Raw genomic sequence first — 14,765 nt, forward strand, 5'->3', positions numbered from 1 at the left:
GTGACTCAGTTCTCCTGTCCGGGGGACGGCGGGGTGAGCAGGGAGAGCAGACCGCGCACTCCGGCGTCGAAAGCGGCGGGCGATCCGGACGCGCGGGCGAGGACGTAGCCGCCCTGCACGGTCGCGAGGACGGCGGCGGCGATCTCCGCACCGTCCAGGCCGGGCGCGAACTGCCCCTGCCGCTTGCCCTCTTCGACGAGCTCCGCGATCCGCTCGCGGATGGCGCCGATCGTCTCGTCGACGGGCGCGCGCAGTTCCTCGCTCGCGATCACGTCCGGGTCCATGGTCAGCCGGCCCACCGGGCAGCCCCGCAGCACGTCACGCTCGCGCAGCAGGTACGCCTCGATGCGCTCGTACGGCGTGCCCGGGCCGTCGAGCACCGCCTCTGCGGTGGCCCGCAGTTCGGCCGCGGTGCGCCGGATCGCCGCCAGGGCCAGATCCGGCTTGCCCTTGAAGTGGTGGTACATGCTGCCCTGGCCGGCTCCCGCGCGCTCCAGGATCGCCTTGGGGCTGGTGCCCACGTAGCCGCGCTCCCACAGCAGCTCGCGGGTGGACTCGATGAGTCGTTCCGAGGTGCTCATGCGCTCACTGTACATACTAGTAGTTACAGAACGCCAGCCTCACGGCCCCTCGCCGGTTCCTCCCGGTGAGCCGGGCGGCCGCCGTGACCGGCGCGGTCACCGTCCGGCGCCGTACCGCCCGGCGCGGGGACCCCTGGCGGCCGCTGGGCAATGGGCGCCCGGCGGGTGACTCACCACTCGCCGTCCTCGGCCGCCGCTTCGCCTCCGGCGAGAACGGCGAGGACGAGTACCGGCGCCGCCTGTGCATCCTGGCCGAACAGTTCGGCCGGTTCGGCCGCGTGCGCAGGGGCGGTACGGCATGACGGCCCCGGTCGCGGCCCGGGCCCGCGTCGTACGCCCGGACGGCGTCGACGTCAGCGTTCTCCTGGGTGGAGGGATGAGCCGTGCGGCGGTGTGAGCGTCACCGGGATCGCCCTCGCCCACGGTTCGGAGTGAGAACGCCCCGGGCCCCGTGCAGGGGTCCAGGGTGTCCATCTGCCGCTGTCGGCCCGCGTGTTGCGGACCGGGCAGGTCACCGGCCGGGTCAGCTGTGAACCGCCGGCCTGGCGGGAGGAGGCGTCCCGGTGCCGGGGGACGCCGGTCGCGCCGCGGGGGCCGGTGCCGTGACGGGAGCCGTGCTTCCGGCGGGCGCCGGCGCTGTCCGTCCGGCGGGTGCGGAGGCGGGGCTGCCCGCCGGTACCCCCGTGCGGGCGGGAGCCGGGCCGCGGCCGGGCACGGGTGCCGTACGGCCGACCCCGGCCGTACTCCCGACGGGCCGTGCGCCGCCGGCCTCACCGACGGCCCCACCGTCCGCCACCGCACCGGCGCCGACCGAGGCCCGCGCCGCAAGAGCGGCACCGTTCGCCACGCCGACCACCACGGGAACCGGACTCCCGGCGCCCGCGGCAACCGGAGTGCCCGCCCCGACGCCCGCTCCCGCACGCACCGGTGTCGGGCGTGTCGTGTCTCGTGGCGGCCGTTCCGGGGTGCTGCGTGGTGCTGCCGAGGCCGGCAGGGTGAACCACACCACCTTGCCGTTCTCGCCGTCCGGCCGCGCGCCCCAGCTCTCGCTGACCGCGGCCACCATGGCCAGGCCGCGCCCGCAGGTGGCCAGCGGGGTGGCGTCCGCCGTGCCGGGGGCGTCGGCCGGTACCGGAAGACGCGGATCGTGGTCGCGCACCGAGACGGTGAGCCGGTCCGGCAGCAGCTCCAGCTCGACGGTGCACGACTTGTCGGGCCTGGCGTGCCGGTGGACGTTGCTCAGCAACTCCGTCACACCGAGCGCGGCCCGGTCTATCAAGGGGTCCATATGCCAGTAGCGCAACTGCGCAGATACGATTCTGCGGACCTGGCCGATCCGCGACGGCAGGGCTTGGAGCTCCACCGTGCAGTGCCTGCTTGGGTGACTGATCACGGCTGCGACTCCCCGATGTGAGGTCCGGAGGAACCGGAAGAACACGGAGAAGAACGGATCCAGCAGGGTGCTTGCGTCCAAACGTCCGCCTGCTGTCGTGGCCGGCGGGCTGGTTCGCAGCGTTATCGCCGGTAAACCCAGAGTGACGTAGGACCAGCGTGACGCAGTGGATGCGCTCCCGCAACTCGCCGCGACGAACCGCTGCGCCCCGTAGTCGGCGTACGGCTGCTCAGCCGCCGCGCCCCGCCGCCCTGCGCACCGCCTCCACGAACCGCCGTGCGGCGGGCGGCCCGGGCCGCCCGGGCGCGGGGTCGTGCTCGCCCAGTGTGAGCAGGTACCGGGTGCCGTTGACGTCGGCCAGCGCCCGGTCGTCCGGCACGAACCACGGCTTGGACGCGCGCACCGCCTGCACCGGCGCGCTGTCGATCTCGCTGCCGTAGCTGGTGAGCAACTGCAGCCTGCCGTCGCTGATCCGGACCTGTCCGGCCCGGGTGAGCGAACGCAGGCGTTTGCCGATGCGCACGCCGGTGGCCGTGAACTCCGCCTCCGCCATGTCTCGCCGCCCCCTTACGGTCTTCCCGTTCGGTTCCTTGTGCGCCCCCGTTCGGGACGGTGGTCCCGTCGCGTGCAGTCTGCCCCGGTACGGCGTGGAGCACCAGTACGCGCGGGGCGCGTGCGACACCGGCCGGTGGTGAGTGCGCCCGTGCGCCCCCCGGGGCCTCGCACGCCTGTGCCCCAGGGCGTCTTTGGGCGGCTCAAAGATGCGTTTATGCAGGTGGGAAGCGGTCTGAAAGCTGCCTATGCTCGATCTGCCGGCCCGCGTGAGGCGCCGTCGGCGATCAGCGTAAGGAGCCCCGCCGTGAGCACCACCCCCCGGACCACCACCGGCGCCACCCTGGACGTCGACCGCAGTGACGCCGCCTACCGAGTCTGGCTGAAAGAGGCCGTCCGCAAGGTCCAGGCGGACGCCAACCGGTCGGCCGACACGCACCTGCTGCGCTTCCCGCTGCCCGAGCGGTGGGGCATCGACCTCTACCTGAAGGACGAGTCCACCCACCCCACCGGAAGCCTCAAGCACCGGCTCGCCCGTTCCCTGTTCCTGTACGGCCTCTGCAATGGCTGGATCCGCCCGGACCGCCCGGTGATCGAGGCGTCCAGCGGCTCGACGGCCGTCTCCGAGGCCTACTTCGCCAAGCTGATCGGCGTGCCCTTCATCGCGGTCATGCCGCGCACGACGAGCGCCGAGAAGATCCGTCTGATCCAGTTCCACGGCGGACAGTGCCACTTCGTGGACGACTCGCGGAAGATGTACGAGGAGTCCGCCCGCCTCGCGGTGGAGACCGGCGGCCACTACATGGACCAGTTCACCTACGCCGAGCGGGCCACGGACTGGCGCGGCAACAACAACATCGCCGAGTCGATCTTCCGGCAGCTGGAGTTGGAGCGGTTCCCGGAGCCGGCCTGGATCGTCGCCACGGCGGGCACCGGCGGCACCTCGGCGACTCTCGCCCGCTACGTGCACTACATGCAGTACGACACCCGGATCTGTGTCGCCGACCCCGAGAACTCCTGTTTCTTCGAGGGCTGGACCGGCGGTGACCCGGATGTCACCTGTGACTGCGGCTCCCGGATCGAGGGCATCGGCCGGCCGCGCATGGAGCCGAGTTTCGTGCCCGGTGCGATCGACCGGATGATGAAGGTCCCGGACGCGGCCAGCGTCGCCGCCGTGCGGGCGCTGGAGGGGACCATCGGCCGCAAGGCGGGCGGCTCCACGGGGACCGGTCTGTGGAGCGCGCTGAAGATCGTCGCCGAGATGGTGGCCGAGGGGCGTACCGGCAGTGTCGTCACCCTGCTGTGCGACCCGGGCGACCGGTACCTGGACAAGTACTACTCGGACGCGTGGCTCGCGGAGCAGGGCCTGGACATCGCGCCGTACGCGGCGGTGCTCGACTCGTTCCTGACGACGGGTGTGTGGCCGGTCTGAGCCGCTCCCGCGGCGACCGTCGTACGACGGGCGGGTTGCGGAGGTGTGTGGGTTTGGTGACGTCTCAATTGAGGCTCTGGGCAAGCCGGTTGTGCCTGTGTGACTGATAAGATCATCCCACTTCTCAGTGGGCTGACGGCGTGTCATGAACGCGTCCGGGGGACAGTCTCAAAGGCACCATCGCGCTGCTCACGCTCCTGGCGCGATGCGACTTGAAGAGAGTCTCATGACGTCAATGACCCAGGATCCGCTGCTGTGGATCTTGATTGTGGTGCTCGTCGCTGCGGTTGTCGCAGTGAAGCGGGCCCGGAGAACCAACATGGCGCTCCGAAGAACGAGGAAGGAACTGGAGAACGGGCTGGGGGAGGCCCGTGGGGACGTCGGTCAGCTCCACGCGCACATCGCCACGCTGACCGCGCAGCACCAGCGCGACCTCGCCGACGTACGCGCCGACGCGGAGGCCGCGACCAAGGCGGTGCTGAAGTCCGCGATGGGAACGCTCCAGTCGCTCGCCGAGGAACAGCAGGTCCTCCTGGACAGCCTGCTGAAGAAGTACGGCGACACCACCGACGTGCTGGCCGATCTGATGACGGTCGACCACACCGGCAGCCAGTTCAGCCGCCGGGCCAAGGGGATCTCCGTGCTGTGCGGCGGCTGGCTGGGCCGCCGCGAGCGCGCCGCCACGGTGTACGACGTCGCGCGCAGCGCCCAGGGCAGGATCAAGGACTTCGACCGGGTCGGCGTCCACTCCCAGGTCAACGTCTCCCTCGTCGGCAAGGCGGTCGAGCCGGTGGCCGTCGTCCTGGCCGAGCTGCTGGACAACGCGACGAACTACAGCGCGCCCGGCACCCCGGTGGAGGTCAACATCCAGGCCGTACCGACCGGTGTGTGTTTCATCGTGGACGACGCCGGGCTCGGGATCGACCAGGAGACCAAGGACCGGGCGGCGGCGCTGCTGTCGGTCGACGGTCCCGTCGACATCACCGGTCTCGGCGACCCGCCGCGGTTCGGCTTCGCCGTGTGCGGCATGCTCGCCGCACGCTACGGCTTCGCCGTCTCCGTCGGTTCCGTGTCCCCCTACGGCGGAGTGCGTGCAGTGATCCGTGTGCCCGAAAGTCTCCTCGCGGCCGACGCGCCGTCCCCTGCGGCCGTCGTCCAGGACGACGAGGGCCGGCAGCCGGCCCCCCAGCGACTGGCACCGGTCCCGGTGGTGGGCCCCTCGCACGTGGTGGGGACGACCTCGGGCGGTCTGCCCAAACGCCGGCGGCGCGGTGGCCCTGTCACGGTGGTCCCGTCCCTCGACGCCGGCGGCCCGGAGGCGCCGGCCGAGCCGGTCAGCGAGGTGACGGCGTCGCGGCTCGGGGCGTTCGCGCGCGGGACCCAGCTCGGGCGCACCACGAACACCACGGAAGGACCTGACACCAAGTGAACATCGACCTGTCCTGGGTGCTGAACGACGTACTTGAGGTACGCGGAGCCCGGCACGCGATCCTCGTCTCGGGCGACGGCCTGCTGCTGCAGCGCTCGGACGACATCGGGCGGGACGACGCCGAGACCAACGCGGCCGCGATGAGCTCCATGCAGTCGCTCAGCCGGGCCGTCGCCGGGTTCGTGGGAGCCGGACACGGGATCTGGAAGCAGACGCTGCTGGAGTACGACGGCGGCTGGATCTTCCTCATCGCGGCCGGCCAGGGCTCCTACCTCGCCGTCTCGGCCGCGCTGGACGTCGACATGGAGGCCATGTCCTTCCGGATGCAGAAGACGGTGTCCGCCCTGAGCAAGGCGATGAGCGTGGCGCCGCGCTCTGACAACGGCGTGGGCGCATGACGACCCCCGGCGGGGAAGCCTCCGTCACCAGCGACTTCGTCCGCTCCTACGTCATCACCGGCGGCCGGACCCTGCCGGCCGCCGACGACCTGGCGCTGCACACCCTCGTCACCCTGGCTCCCGACCGGACGCCCCCGCTGGGAGCCGGCCCCGAGGTGAGGGCGATCTGGAAGCTGTGCGCGGGCGGTTACCTGTCGGTCGCCGAGGTGGCCGGCCACCTGGGCCTGCCGGTGGGGGTGGCCCGGCTGCTGCTGACCGACTTATCCGAGCAAGGCCACCTGCTGCGCCGCGCCGAGCCGCCCCGGGCTCAGAACGTTGACAGAGCGACCCTGGAAAAGGTTCTGAATGGACTCCAATCCCTCATCGGCTGAGACGGCCCCCGGATCCATATACGTCTCCAGCGCGGTGACCAACGCTGCGAAGATCCTGGTCGTCGGGCACTTCGCCGTGGGCAAGACGACCTTCATCGGCTCGCTGTCGGAGATCACCCCGCTGCGCACCGAGGAGAAGATGACGCAGGCGTCGCTCCACGTGGACGACCTCAGGGGCGTGACGGACAAGACCACCACCACGGTGGCCCTGGACTTCGGCCGGCTGACGCTCAGCGACGACCTCGTGCTGTACCTGTTCGGCACCCCGGGCCAGCAGCGGTTCATGCAGCTGTGGGAGGACATGGCGCGCGGCGCGCTGGGCGCGCTGCTCCTGGTCGACCCCGCCCGGCTGGAGGAGACCTTCCCCGTCATCGACCTCGTCGAGCGGTACGGCCTCGAGTACGCCATCGCCGTCAACGGCTTCGAGCCGGGCCGGCTGTACGAGGAGGCGGAGGTGCGTGAGGCCCTCGACCTGCTCCCGGACACGCCCGTCGTCTACTGCGACGCCCGCGACCGGCAGTCCTCCGCCCTCGCGCTGATCGCGCTCGTGCGTCACCTGCTCACCCGAGCCGCCTGACCCCCATCCGCCCGGACCACCGGCCCGGAGCCAGCAGAAGGAACCCCATGGACCGCCAGTCAGCCCCCGCCCCCGCCGGCGGCAGATGCCCCATGCACGACGCCGCGTTCGCCGCCGACCCCCACCAGGTCTACGACCGGCTGCGCGCCCACGGTCCCGCCGGGCCGGTCGAACTCGCACCGGGTGTCGACGCCACCCTGGTCGTCGGCCACGAGACGGCCCTGCGCGTGCTGCAGAACTCCACGCTCTTCGCCCGGGACGCCCGCCGCTGGGAGGCGCTGAACGAAGGGCGCGTCGCGCTGGACAACCCCGTGCTGCCGATGATGGCGTACCGGCCGAACTGCCTGTTCACCGACGGTGCCGTGCACCTGCGGCTGCGCAAGGCCGTCACGGACAGCCTGGCCCGCCTCAACATCACCCGGATCCGCCGGGACGTCGAGCCCCTCGCCGACTACCTCATCGACCAGTTCAGCGAGCGGGGCCGGGCCGACCTCCTCAACGACTACGCCAAGCTGCTGCCTTTGCTGCTGTTCAACAAGCTCTTCGGCTGCCCGGCGGACATCGGCGACACCCTCACCAGCGCCATGTCGGCGATCTTCGACGGCCAGGACGCCCTGCGTGCCAACGAGGAGCTCACCGCCTGCCTCATGGAGCTGATCGCGCTCAAGCGCCGCCGGCCCGGCGACGACGTCACCTCCTGGCTGATCCAGCACCCCGCGGGACTCACCGACGAGGAACTCAAGGACCAGCTGGTCATGCTGATGGGCGCCGGTGTGGAGCCCGAGCGCAACCTGATCGGCAACGCCCTGCTCCTGCTGCTGTCGCCCGACACGAGCGGACGCGACTCCGGCCTGCTGATCGAGGAGGCGATCGATCACGTGCTCTGGAACCAGACGCCGATCGCCAACTACGCCACCCACTACCCGGTCCAGGACGTCGACCTCGGCGGAGTGGTGGCGCCGGCCAACACACCCGTCGTCATCAGCTTCGCCGCGGCCAACAGCGACCCGGCGCTGGCCGAGGCGCGCCGGATGCACAGCAAGGGCGCCCACCTGGCCTGGGGAGCCGGTCCGCACGCCTGCCCGGCCAAGGACCCGGCGCAGGTCATCGCCGTCACCGCGATCGAGAAGATCCTCAACGCGCTGCCGGACCTGACGCTGGCGGTCCACGAGAAGGAGCTGGAGTGGCGGCCCGGGCCGTTCCACCGGGCGCTCGTCGCGCTGCCCGTGGCCTTCAGCCCGACCCCGGCCACCCGCATGGTCGCCGCGCTGCAGAACCGTACCGTCGCCGCGCCGGAGCAGCCGCTGCCCACGGCTCCGGTCGCCGCCGCGCGTCAGGAACCGGCCCGGAAGAAGGGCTTCTGGAGCAGCTTCCTGGACATCTTCCGCGTCTGATGTGCGGCATGTGACGGGAGCAACACTGTCAGGCGCATGACGAAGGAGAGGGGAAGGGTAGGTTCCGGCCGTATCGGTAGCGCCCAGCCACAAAGGAGCTCCGCGTGACCGTCCTTGGCGTCGTGAGCGGTACCACCACCGACCGCCGAGCCGTCATCCCCCTCCTTCGTCGCCTGCGGTCCGGCGAGGGGCAGGCCGACCCCCTTCCCGTCTGGGACGAGCTGCGCGCACTGGGCGACGTGGTGCCGGCTCCCTGGGGCGGCTACTTCGTGACCGGGTTCGAGGCGTGCAGCCAGGTCCTGCGCGGCAGGAACTGGCTCGTGCCCGACTTCGACTGGCAGGAGCGCCAGGCCGACACCGCGCGCTGGCGGGAACCGGCGACCCGGGAGATGACCCGGACCCTCTCCCGCCTCAACCCGCCCGAGCACACCGTCCAGCGCCGCGCCCTGGGCAACCTCTTCGACCGCGGCACCCTGGAGGCCCTGCGGCCCGCGATCGCCGGCCACGTCACCCGGCTCCTCGACCGCCTCGCGTCACACCTGCGCGCCGACGGCACGGCCGACTTCGTTCCCCTGGTCGCCGACCAGCTGCCGATCCACACCGTCGGCCACTGGCTCGCCGTCCCGGCCGAGCACTACCCGCGCATCCTGGACTTCACCCACCGTCAGGTCCATGCCCAGGAACTGCTCCCCACCAAGAGCGACCTGGCGGTCTCCGCCCGGGCCACCGCCGAGATGCGGGACTTCTTCACCGGCCTGATCGCCGACCGGCGCGCGCACCCTGGCAACGATGTCCTCTCCGGCTGGATCCGCCACTGGGACGCCTGCCATCCCGACGACCGCGCGGCGGCGGACCGGACGCTCTACGACCTGACGATGTTCATCACCATCGCCTCCCTGGAGACCACCGCCACCCTGCTCGCCAACGCGGTGTGGTTCCTGACCCGGGACCCCGCCCGGGCCGACCGGCTGCGCCGGCACCCCGAGCTGATCGACGACGCGATCGACGAGACACTGCGCTACGACCCGCCCATCCACCTCAACTCCCGCTACGCGGCCGAGGACACCGTGCTCGCCGGCGTGCCCGTCGCCAAGGACACCACCGTCCACGTCCTCTACGGCGCCGCCAACCACGACCCGCGCCGCAACGAGAACCCGCACGTCTTCGACATCCGCCGCAAGGGCGGCCACCTCACCTTCGGCGGCGGCGCCCACTACTGCCTCGGCTCGGCCCTGGCCCGTCTGGAGGCCCGCCTGCTGCTCACCCAGCTGCTGGAACGATTCCCCACCCTGCGGCCGACCACGGCCCCGACCTACGCGCCCCGGATGGTCTTCCGGCGCGTCACCTCCCTGGAAGTGACCACATGACCGCCCTCTCCTTCGAGACCCTCCCGGCCGGCCCCGGCCGGCACACCCTGCGCACCCGCCGGGAAGGTCCCGTCCTCACCATCGAGCTGAACACCCCCGAGCACGGCAACACCGTCACCGACGCCCTGCTCGACGACCTCCTGGCGGTCCTCCAGGACCAGGACCCGGAGGTCCGGGTCCTGGTGCTCACCGGGAGCGGGGAGGACTTCTGCCTCGGCGGGGACCGCGGAGAGTACGCCCGGCACCTCGCCGACGACCCCACCGGCAGCGGCATCCGGACGTCGGGCACCAAGGCGCGGCGCGTCTGCGAAGCCCTGACCGGGAACCCGGCCGTCACCATCGCCCGGGTCCACGGCAAGGCCATCGGGGCGGGCATGGCCCTGGCGCTCGCCTGCGATCTGCGGGTGGGAGCCGAGACCGCCACCTTCCGGCTGCCCGAGCTGGCCCTCGGACTGCCCACCGCGTGGGGCGGGCTGCTGCCCCGCCTGATCAACGAGGTCGGCGCGGCCCGGGTCCGCGAACTGGTCCTCACCGGGCGGGCCTTCACCGCGGCGGAGGCCCAGTCCCTGTCCATCCTGCAGAAGGTCGTCCCGGCGCACGAGCTGGACGCGGCCGTCGCCGCCTGGGCCAGGCCCGTCCTCCGCCGTCCCGCGGCGGCCCTGCGCGTCACCAAGACGCTGCTCAACTCGCTGTCCGCCGCCTCCCGCCTGGCGGACGTCTCACTGCTGGACGCGGAACTCATGGCAGCGGTCGTGACCGAGGCGCATCACGCCCGCGACTGATCAGCTCCTGGACAGCCGTCGGTCCAGTGACGTCACCGCGTCGCGGAAGGCCCGCTTGAGTCCGGCCCGGCCCAGCAGGAGAACGAACCGGAACGGTGCCGTACCGTCGGCGGCGAAGGACCACCGCACCTGTGTGCCGCCCCCGTGCGGCACCAGGCGCCACTCCTCGGCCAGGGCACGGGCGCCCGGCGCGTTGGTGGCGTCCACCCGGTAGGCGTAGACCTCGGGTGCCTTCGCGACCAGTACGGTCTCCGTGAACCGGCCTCCGCCCCGGAGCCGGATCTCCCGCCCGGCGCCGCCGTCGGTGGCCCGGGCCGAGGTCACGGCCGCGAACCACTCCGCCCAGCCGGGCACGTCCTCGGCGAGTGCGCGGAAGACCCGCTCGGGGGGCGCCGCGATGTTCCGCGCGAAGACCATACGCACGGGCGCGACCCCGATGAAGTCGAGATCCACCGGGCGCAGACGACGAGCCATGGACGATTCCCCCTCGTGACGCTCCCACAGGGTGACTGACCGGCACCGTCACCTTAGCTGAGGGGTCCTCAGATGTCTGCGGAGTCCTCGTCCTCGGGCTCGCCCGCCACCACCACGCGCAGGTGCTCGGACATCTCCGACCGCGCCTCGGCGGGCAGGCCCGCGTCGGTCACCAGCACGTCGACCTGCTCCAGCGTGGCGAACGAACTCAGTCCCACCACACCCCACTTGGTGTGGTCGGCGACCACCACGACCCGGCGCGCGGAGTGCACCAGCCGCCGGTTGGTCTCGGCCTCCGCGAGGTTCGGCGTGGACAGGCCGGCCTCCGCCGATATGCCGTGCACACCGAGGAAGAGCAGATCGAAGTGGAGCGAGGCGATTGCCTGGTCGGCCACCGGCCCCACCAGCGAGTCCGACGGGGTGCGGACCCCGCCCGTCAGCACCACCGTGGCGGAACCCTGCCGCTGCCCCGAGGTGCGCTGCGCCGCGTGGAAGACGTCCGCGACCCGCACCGAGTTCGTCACCACGGTCAGCTCGGGCACCTCCAGCAGGTGCTGGGCGAGCGCGTACGTCGTCGTACCGCCGGACAGGGCGATCGCCGAGCCCGGACCCACCAGGCGGGCCGCCGCGCGCGCGATGTCCTCCTTGGCGGTCAGCTCCAGACCCGACTTCGCCTCGAACCCGGGCTCGTGGGTGCTCGCCTCGACGACGGGCACCGCACCGCCGTGCACCTTCTCCAGCACGCCCTGGCGGGCGAGCGCGTCCAGATCGCGGCGCACGGTCATGTCCGAGACGCCGAGCTTGCGGGTCAGCTCGTTGACCCGGACCCCGCCCCGGCGCCGGACCTCGTCCAGGATCAGGGCGCGGCGCTGCTCCGCGAGGAGGTTCTGATTCTCACTCACGTACGCTCCGGTCCTTTCGCCGCCATCCGTCCGACACGCCCGGTGCACCGGCTCCGACCAGGACGTTCCGGCCGTCCGGCGGTGCGCGGGCGTCCCATCTTTTCACGGCTCGGTCCCGGTTGCGCCACCGCCTGCCGGACCGGTCGCCGTGACCCGGTTCGGGGAGATTCCGTGACGAGAGCCGTACGCGACCGCCGGAGACGAGATCCTGAAGCCCGCACGGCACAGACGTCAGGGCGTCACGGGGGAGTGCGCGACCAGTGAAACGCACAGGGCACGGCTCCGCCGCGCGGGGCGGCGATCAGCGGGCCGAGGAGCACGGGGAGTACGCGGGGCGAGCCGGGGCGTGTCCGGACGGTTGCGGTCGCGGGGAGTGCGGGCGGCGGCAGGCCGGGCGGTGCGAGGGGTGTGCCGAGGGGCGCCCGGACGGGTCCGGGGGGCACGCGGAGCGGATCACGGGGCCGGAGACCGAGCTGGAACTGCTGGTGCACGGGGTCGGCGGCACCACGCCGGAGAAGATGCTCGGTGATCCGCGCACGGTACGCGTCACCGGCGACGACACGGCGGCCGTCTTCCGGCGCGCCGAGGACACCGCGACCGGCCCGGCCGGGCGGCACCCGCGTCGCGGACCGGTCCGCGAGGCGTACGTCTGGTGCAACCTCACGTCCGGAGACGGCAGCCGCGCCCTGTGGCTGTTGCTGCTGCCGTTCATGGTCGTCAACCTCGCCCACTGGATGCGGCCGGCCGCGCCCGCCCGGCCCCGCATGGTCCGGCTCTACGGCCTCCTGGTGCGCCTGGCCGCCCTCACCCTGACCGTGCTGCTGGTGGCCGCCGCCTGCGAGGTGGCGCTCGACCTGGTCGCCTGGCAGTGCGCCGGCACCCACGCCTGCGTCCGCCGCCACTCCTGGCTGGCCTTCCTGGAGCCCGCGGGCCCCGCGGCGCCGACCGGGTCCGGCGGCTGGTGGAGCGCCCCGGGCCGCAGGCTCGCCCTCGCCGCGGTTCCGCCGACCGCGCTGACGGCTCTGCTTTGGTACCTCTCCCACCGCACCTGGCGTGCCTACGAGTCCCACCTGCCACTGCCCACCGCCCCCCTGCCGGGCCCCGACGACAGCTCACCGGACACCGACGGTCCCGCCCGGGGCGCCGACGGCGACGGTCCCGCCCGGGGCGCCGACGGCGACGGTCCCGCGCGGGGTGCCGGCGGTGCCGGGCGGGGTGCCGGCGGTGTCGGGCGGGGGGCCCAGGACCCTGTGCCGGGCGCTCACGGCCTCGGCCTGGACACCGGGGCCCCCGTGCCGGGGGCCCATGGGTCCGTGGGGGGAACGGACGGACCCGAGCGGGGAGGCCCGGCCCCCATGCCCCACGCCCCCGATGCCGTGCCGGACGCCCGTCGCCCCGGGGCCAGCGCCCACGGCGGCAAGCAGGGCGCCGACGACCCCGCCCCGCACGGCAGCGCGCTCGCTCGGCCGGGGTTCTGGTACGGGCGGCGGTTGGTCGCCCGGTTGCGGGCGGCGCACACCGCGGCGGGGTTGCTGACCGTGGCCGGTGCCGTCGTCACGCCGGCGATGCGTTTCGATCAGCGGGGCGGCGGATCCGGGGTGCTGGACCTGCTCGGCCGGCTGCTGGCCGTGGCCCTGCTCGCCTGCGGGGCCGCGGTCGTGGGCGTGGTGTGCCGCCGGGGCCGCAGCGAGCGCCGGCCGGACCGGCGGCTCGACCGGCACCTCGTACGCGGTCTGCCGCTCGCCGCGTCGGCCCTGCTGGTGCTCGGCCTGGTCTACGCCGGCTGGTCCCGGCCCGGCTGGCAGTCCGCGGGCCGGCTGCCCGGCGATCCGGCCTTCGGCGCCCTCATGCTGGCCCAGGGCCTGCTCGTCCTCGCCCTCGCCGCCGTGGCCGGGTACCTGCACCGGCGCCGCCCCGACCCGCGCGCCGGGATGCGCGGCCTCGGCGGCCCAGCCGTCGCGCTGCTCGCCTGCGCGCTCGGCGGAGTGATCTCCGGCGGGGTCGCGCAGCGGGTCGCCGACTGGCTCGACGGCACCCGCGCCCTGCTCGCCGGGCCGCCGGTCCTGCTGACCTGGCAGGCCTCCGCCATCCCGCCGCTGCTCGCGGTCCTGCTCCTGCTGACCGCCGCGCTCGCGACGCGCACCGCCCGCCTCGCCCACTCCGAACGCGCCCGGATCCGCCGCGAGCACCCCGGCGAACCGGAGGACCCGCCCCGCACCCGCGCCATCGCCGACGCCCGGGCCATGGCCACCCTGACCGACCGGGCGCCCCTCGTCGTCGCCGTGCTCACCGCCACCACCCTCGTGCTGGGCGGCGCGGCGCTGGCCGGAGCCCTGGCCACCGGACAGACGCCCGACGGGGCCGCCCACCACGCCCACCACCTCGTGCGGGGCGTGGCCGAGACCTCGCAGGCGCTGGGCTCCTGGCTGGTCGGACTCGGCTTCCTGCTGTTCGTGACCTGGGGCCGGCGCGCCTACAAGGACGCCTCGGCGCGGCGCACCATCGGCATCCTCTGGGACGTCGGCACCTTCTGGCCCCGCGCCGCCCACCCCTTCGCCCCGCCCTGCTACGCCGAACGCGCCGTTCCGGACCTGACCTGGCGCATGGCCACCTGGACCCGGCGCACCGGCGGCCGGCTGGTCCTGTCCGGCCACTCCCAGGGCAGCGTCCTCGCCGCCGCGGCGGCCTGGCAGCTGCCGCCGTCCGTACGCGCCCGCGTCGCCCTGCTCACCTACGGCTCCCCGCTGGAGCGCCTCTACGGCCGCTGGTTCCCGGCCCACTTCGGCCCGCCCGCGCTCGCCGCCCTGCACCGCGACATCGCCTGCTGGCGCAACCTCTACCGCCGCACCGACCCCATCGGCGGCCCCGTCCGTGTCCCCGCCCGTGTTCCCGACGACACCGCTCCCGGCGTGGACCACGAGCCGCTGCGGGACCCGCTCGCCTACGGCCGCAGCGCCGACCACCCGCTCCCGGCCCCGATCCTCGGCCACTCCGACTACCAGTCGGACCCCGCCTTCACCCGGGAACGGGCCCGCCTGCTGACCCGCCTGCACCCGCGGCTGCCGGGCCAGCGCCCGGACCCCGGAACCCCGGACTGAGCCGCGGACCGACCG

The 14,765-nt window shown here is 73.3% G+C and carries 14 protein-coding genes and 1 pseudogene; 10 read left to right on the forward strand and 5 right to left on the reverse strand.

What is annotated here, in order from left to right; all coding sequences use genetic code 11:
* Positions 1 to 5 precede the first annotated feature (5 nt).
* Positions 6 to 581: a TetR/AcrR family transcriptional regulator gene (locus tag IG05_RS0107555; protein WP_234335783.1), complete on the reverse strand. Its 576-nt coding sequence runs from the start codon at positions 579 to 581 to the stop codon at positions 6 to 8.
* A gap of 65 nt (positions 582 to 646) precedes the next feature.
* Between IG05_RS0107555 and IG05_RS41965 the strand changes: the two genes are divergently transcribed.
* The gene (locus tag IG05_RS41965) at positions 647 to 883 is read left to right on the forward strand and encodes a hypothetical protein (RefSeq protein WP_051789578.1); all 237 of its coding nucleotides are present in this window, start codon (positions 647 to 649) and stop codon (positions 881 to 883) included.
* A 584-nt stretch (positions 884 to 1,467) separates the two neighbouring features.
* Here IG05_RS41965 and IG05_RS49075 read toward each other — a convergent pair.
* Together IG05_RS49075 and IG05_RS0107570 are read right to left on the reverse strand one after the other, a co-directional pair.
* Positions 1,468 to 1,974 (reverse strand): annotated as a pseudogene (locus IG05_RS49075) (ATP-binding protein); the annotation flags it as partial.
* A gap of 229 nt (positions 1,975 to 2,203) precedes the next feature.
* Positions 2,204 to 2,527 (reverse strand): hypothetical protein, encoded by a 324-nt coding sequence (locus tag IG05_RS0107570; protein WP_030340330.1) that lies wholly within the window; start codon positions 2,525 to 2,527, stop codon positions 2,204 to 2,206.
* A 306-nt stretch (positions 2,528 to 2,833) separates the two neighbouring features.
* Here IG05_RS0107570 and IG05_RS0107575 point away from each other — a divergent pair, with 306 nt between their 5' ends.
* From IG05_RS0107575 to IG05_RS0107610, 8 genes are all read left to right on the forward strand, one after another.
* Entirely contained in the window at positions 2,834 to 3,958 is a 1,125-nt protein-coding gene (locus IG05_RS0107575; protein WP_030340331.1) for a PLP-dependent cysteine synthase family protein, read from the forward strand.
* A gap of 226 nt (positions 3,959 to 4,184) precedes the next feature.
* A complete protein-coding gene (locus IG05_RS0107580; protein WP_030340334.1) occupies positions 4,185 to 5,387 on the forward strand; it encodes a histidine kinase in 1,203 nt (400 codons plus the stop codon).
* Positions 5,384 to 5,785, forward strand: coding sequence for a roadblock/LC7 domain-containing protein (locus tag IG05_RS0107585; protein WP_030340335.1), 402 nt, complete (start codon positions 5,384 to 5,386; stop codon positions 5,783 to 5,785). Before IG05_RS0107580 ends, IG05_RS0107585 begins: the two co-directional genes overlap by 4 nt.
* Positions 5,782 to 6,156 carry a DUF742 domain-containing protein gene (locus tag IG05_RS0107590; RefSeq protein ID WP_030340337.1) on the forward strand — a complete coding sequence of 125 codons (375 nt, stop codon included), beginning with the start codon at positions 5,782 to 5,784 and terminating at the stop codon, positions 6,154 to 6,156. The genes IG05_RS0107585 and IG05_RS0107590 overlap by 4 nt, the downstream gene beginning before the upstream one ends.
* Entirely contained in the window at positions 6,131 to 6,733 is a 603-nt protein-coding gene (locus tag IG05_RS0107595; protein WP_030340339.1) for a GTP-binding protein, read from the forward strand. The genes IG05_RS0107590 and IG05_RS0107595 overlap by 26 nt, the downstream gene beginning before the upstream one ends.
* 92 nt (positions 6,734 to 6,825) lie before the next feature.
* Positions 6,826 to 8,127 carry a cytochrome P450 gene (locus IG05_RS0107600; protein WP_037813279.1) on the forward strand — a complete coding sequence of 434 codons (1,302 nt, stop codon included), beginning with the start codon at positions 6,826 to 6,828 and terminating at the stop codon, positions 8,125 to 8,127.
* Between the two features lie 104 nt (positions 8,128 to 8,231).
* Positions 8,232 to 9,494, forward strand: coding sequence for a cytochrome P450 (locus IG05_RS0107605; RefSeq protein ID WP_030340342.1), 1,263 nt, complete (start codon positions 8,232 to 8,234; stop codon positions 9,492 to 9,494).
* Positions 9,491 to 10,276 carry an enoyl-CoA hydratase/isomerase family protein gene (locus tag IG05_RS0107610; protein ID WP_030340344.1) on the forward strand — a complete coding sequence of 262 codons (786 nt, stop codon included), beginning with the start codon at positions 9,491 to 9,493 and terminating at the stop codon, positions 10,274 to 10,276. Before IG05_RS0107605 ends, IG05_RS0107610 begins: the two co-directional genes overlap by 4 nt.
* On the opposite strand, the gene IG05_RS0107615 is transcribed toward IG05_RS0107610, so the two are convergent.
* Together IG05_RS0107615 and IG05_RS0107620 are read right to left on the reverse strand one after the other, a co-directional pair.
* Positions 10,277 to 10,750 carry an SRPBCC family protein gene (locus IG05_RS0107615; protein ID WP_030340346.1) on the reverse strand — a complete coding sequence of 158 codons (474 nt, stop codon included), beginning with the start codon at positions 10,748 to 10,750 and terminating at the stop codon, positions 10,277 to 10,279. It abuts the gene before it with no gap.
* A gap of 68 nt (positions 10,751 to 10,818) precedes the next feature.
* Positions 10,819 to 11,652 carry a DeoR/GlpR family DNA-binding transcription regulator gene (locus tag IG05_RS0107620; protein ID WP_030340347.1) on the reverse strand — a complete coding sequence of 278 codons (834 nt, stop codon included), beginning with the start codon at positions 11,650 to 11,652 and terminating at the stop codon, positions 10,819 to 10,821.
* A gap of 518 nt (positions 11,653 to 12,170) precedes the next feature.
* On the opposite strand from IG05_RS0107620, the gene IG05_RS46725 reads away from it, so the two are divergent.
* Positions 12,171 to 14,750 (forward strand): hypothetical protein, encoded by a 2,580-nt coding sequence (locus IG05_RS46725; protein ID WP_234335791.1) that lies wholly within the window; start codon positions 12,171 to 12,173, stop codon positions 14,748 to 14,750.
* Positions 14,751 to 14,765 lie beyond the last annotated feature (15 nt).

The sequence above is a fragment of the Streptomyces sp. NRRL S-1022 genome, assembly GCF_000720135.1.
GTDB lineage: Bacteria > Actinomycetota > Actinomycetes > Streptomycetales > Streptomycetaceae > Streptomyces.

Excerpts from the sequence above, each read along its gene's own strand:
- IG05_RS0107555 (WP_234335783.1), bottom strand. The coding sequence starts at position 581 with ATGAGCACCTCGGAACGACTCATCGAGTCCACCCGCGAGCTGCTGTGG.
- IG05_RS0107570 (WP_030340330.1), bottom strand. The coding sequence starts at position 2,527 with ATGGCGGAGGCGGAGTTCACGGCCACCGGCGTGCGCATCGGCAAACGC.
- IG05_RS0107580 (WP_030340334.1), top strand. The coding sequence starts at position 4,185 with ATGACGTCAATGACCCAGGATCCGCTGCTGTGGATCTTGATTGTGGTG.
- IG05_RS0107590 (WP_030340337.1), top strand. The coding sequence starts at position 5,782 with ATGACGACCCCCGGCGGGGAAGCCTCCGTCACCAGCGACTTCGTCCGC.
- IG05_RS0107595 (WP_030340339.1), top strand. The coding sequence starts at position 6,131 with ATGGACTCCAATCCCTCATCGGCTGAGACGGCCCCCGGATCCATATAC.
- IG05_RS0107600 (WP_037813279.1), top strand. The coding sequence starts at position 6,826 with ATGCACGACGCCGCGTTCGCCGCCGACCCCCACCAGGTCTACGACCGG.
- IG05_RS0107610 (WP_030340344.1), top strand. The coding sequence starts at position 9,491 with ATGACCGCCCTCTCCTTCGAGACCCTCCCGGCCGGCCCCGGCCGGCAC.
- IG05_RS0107615 (WP_030340346.1), bottom strand. The coding sequence starts at position 10,750 with ATGGCTCGTCGTCTGCGCCCGGTGGATCTCGACTTCATCGGGGTCGCG.
- IG05_RS46725 (WP_234335791.1), top strand. The coding sequence starts at position 12,171 with ATGCTCGGTGATCCGCGCACGGTACGCGTCACCGGCGACGACACGGCG.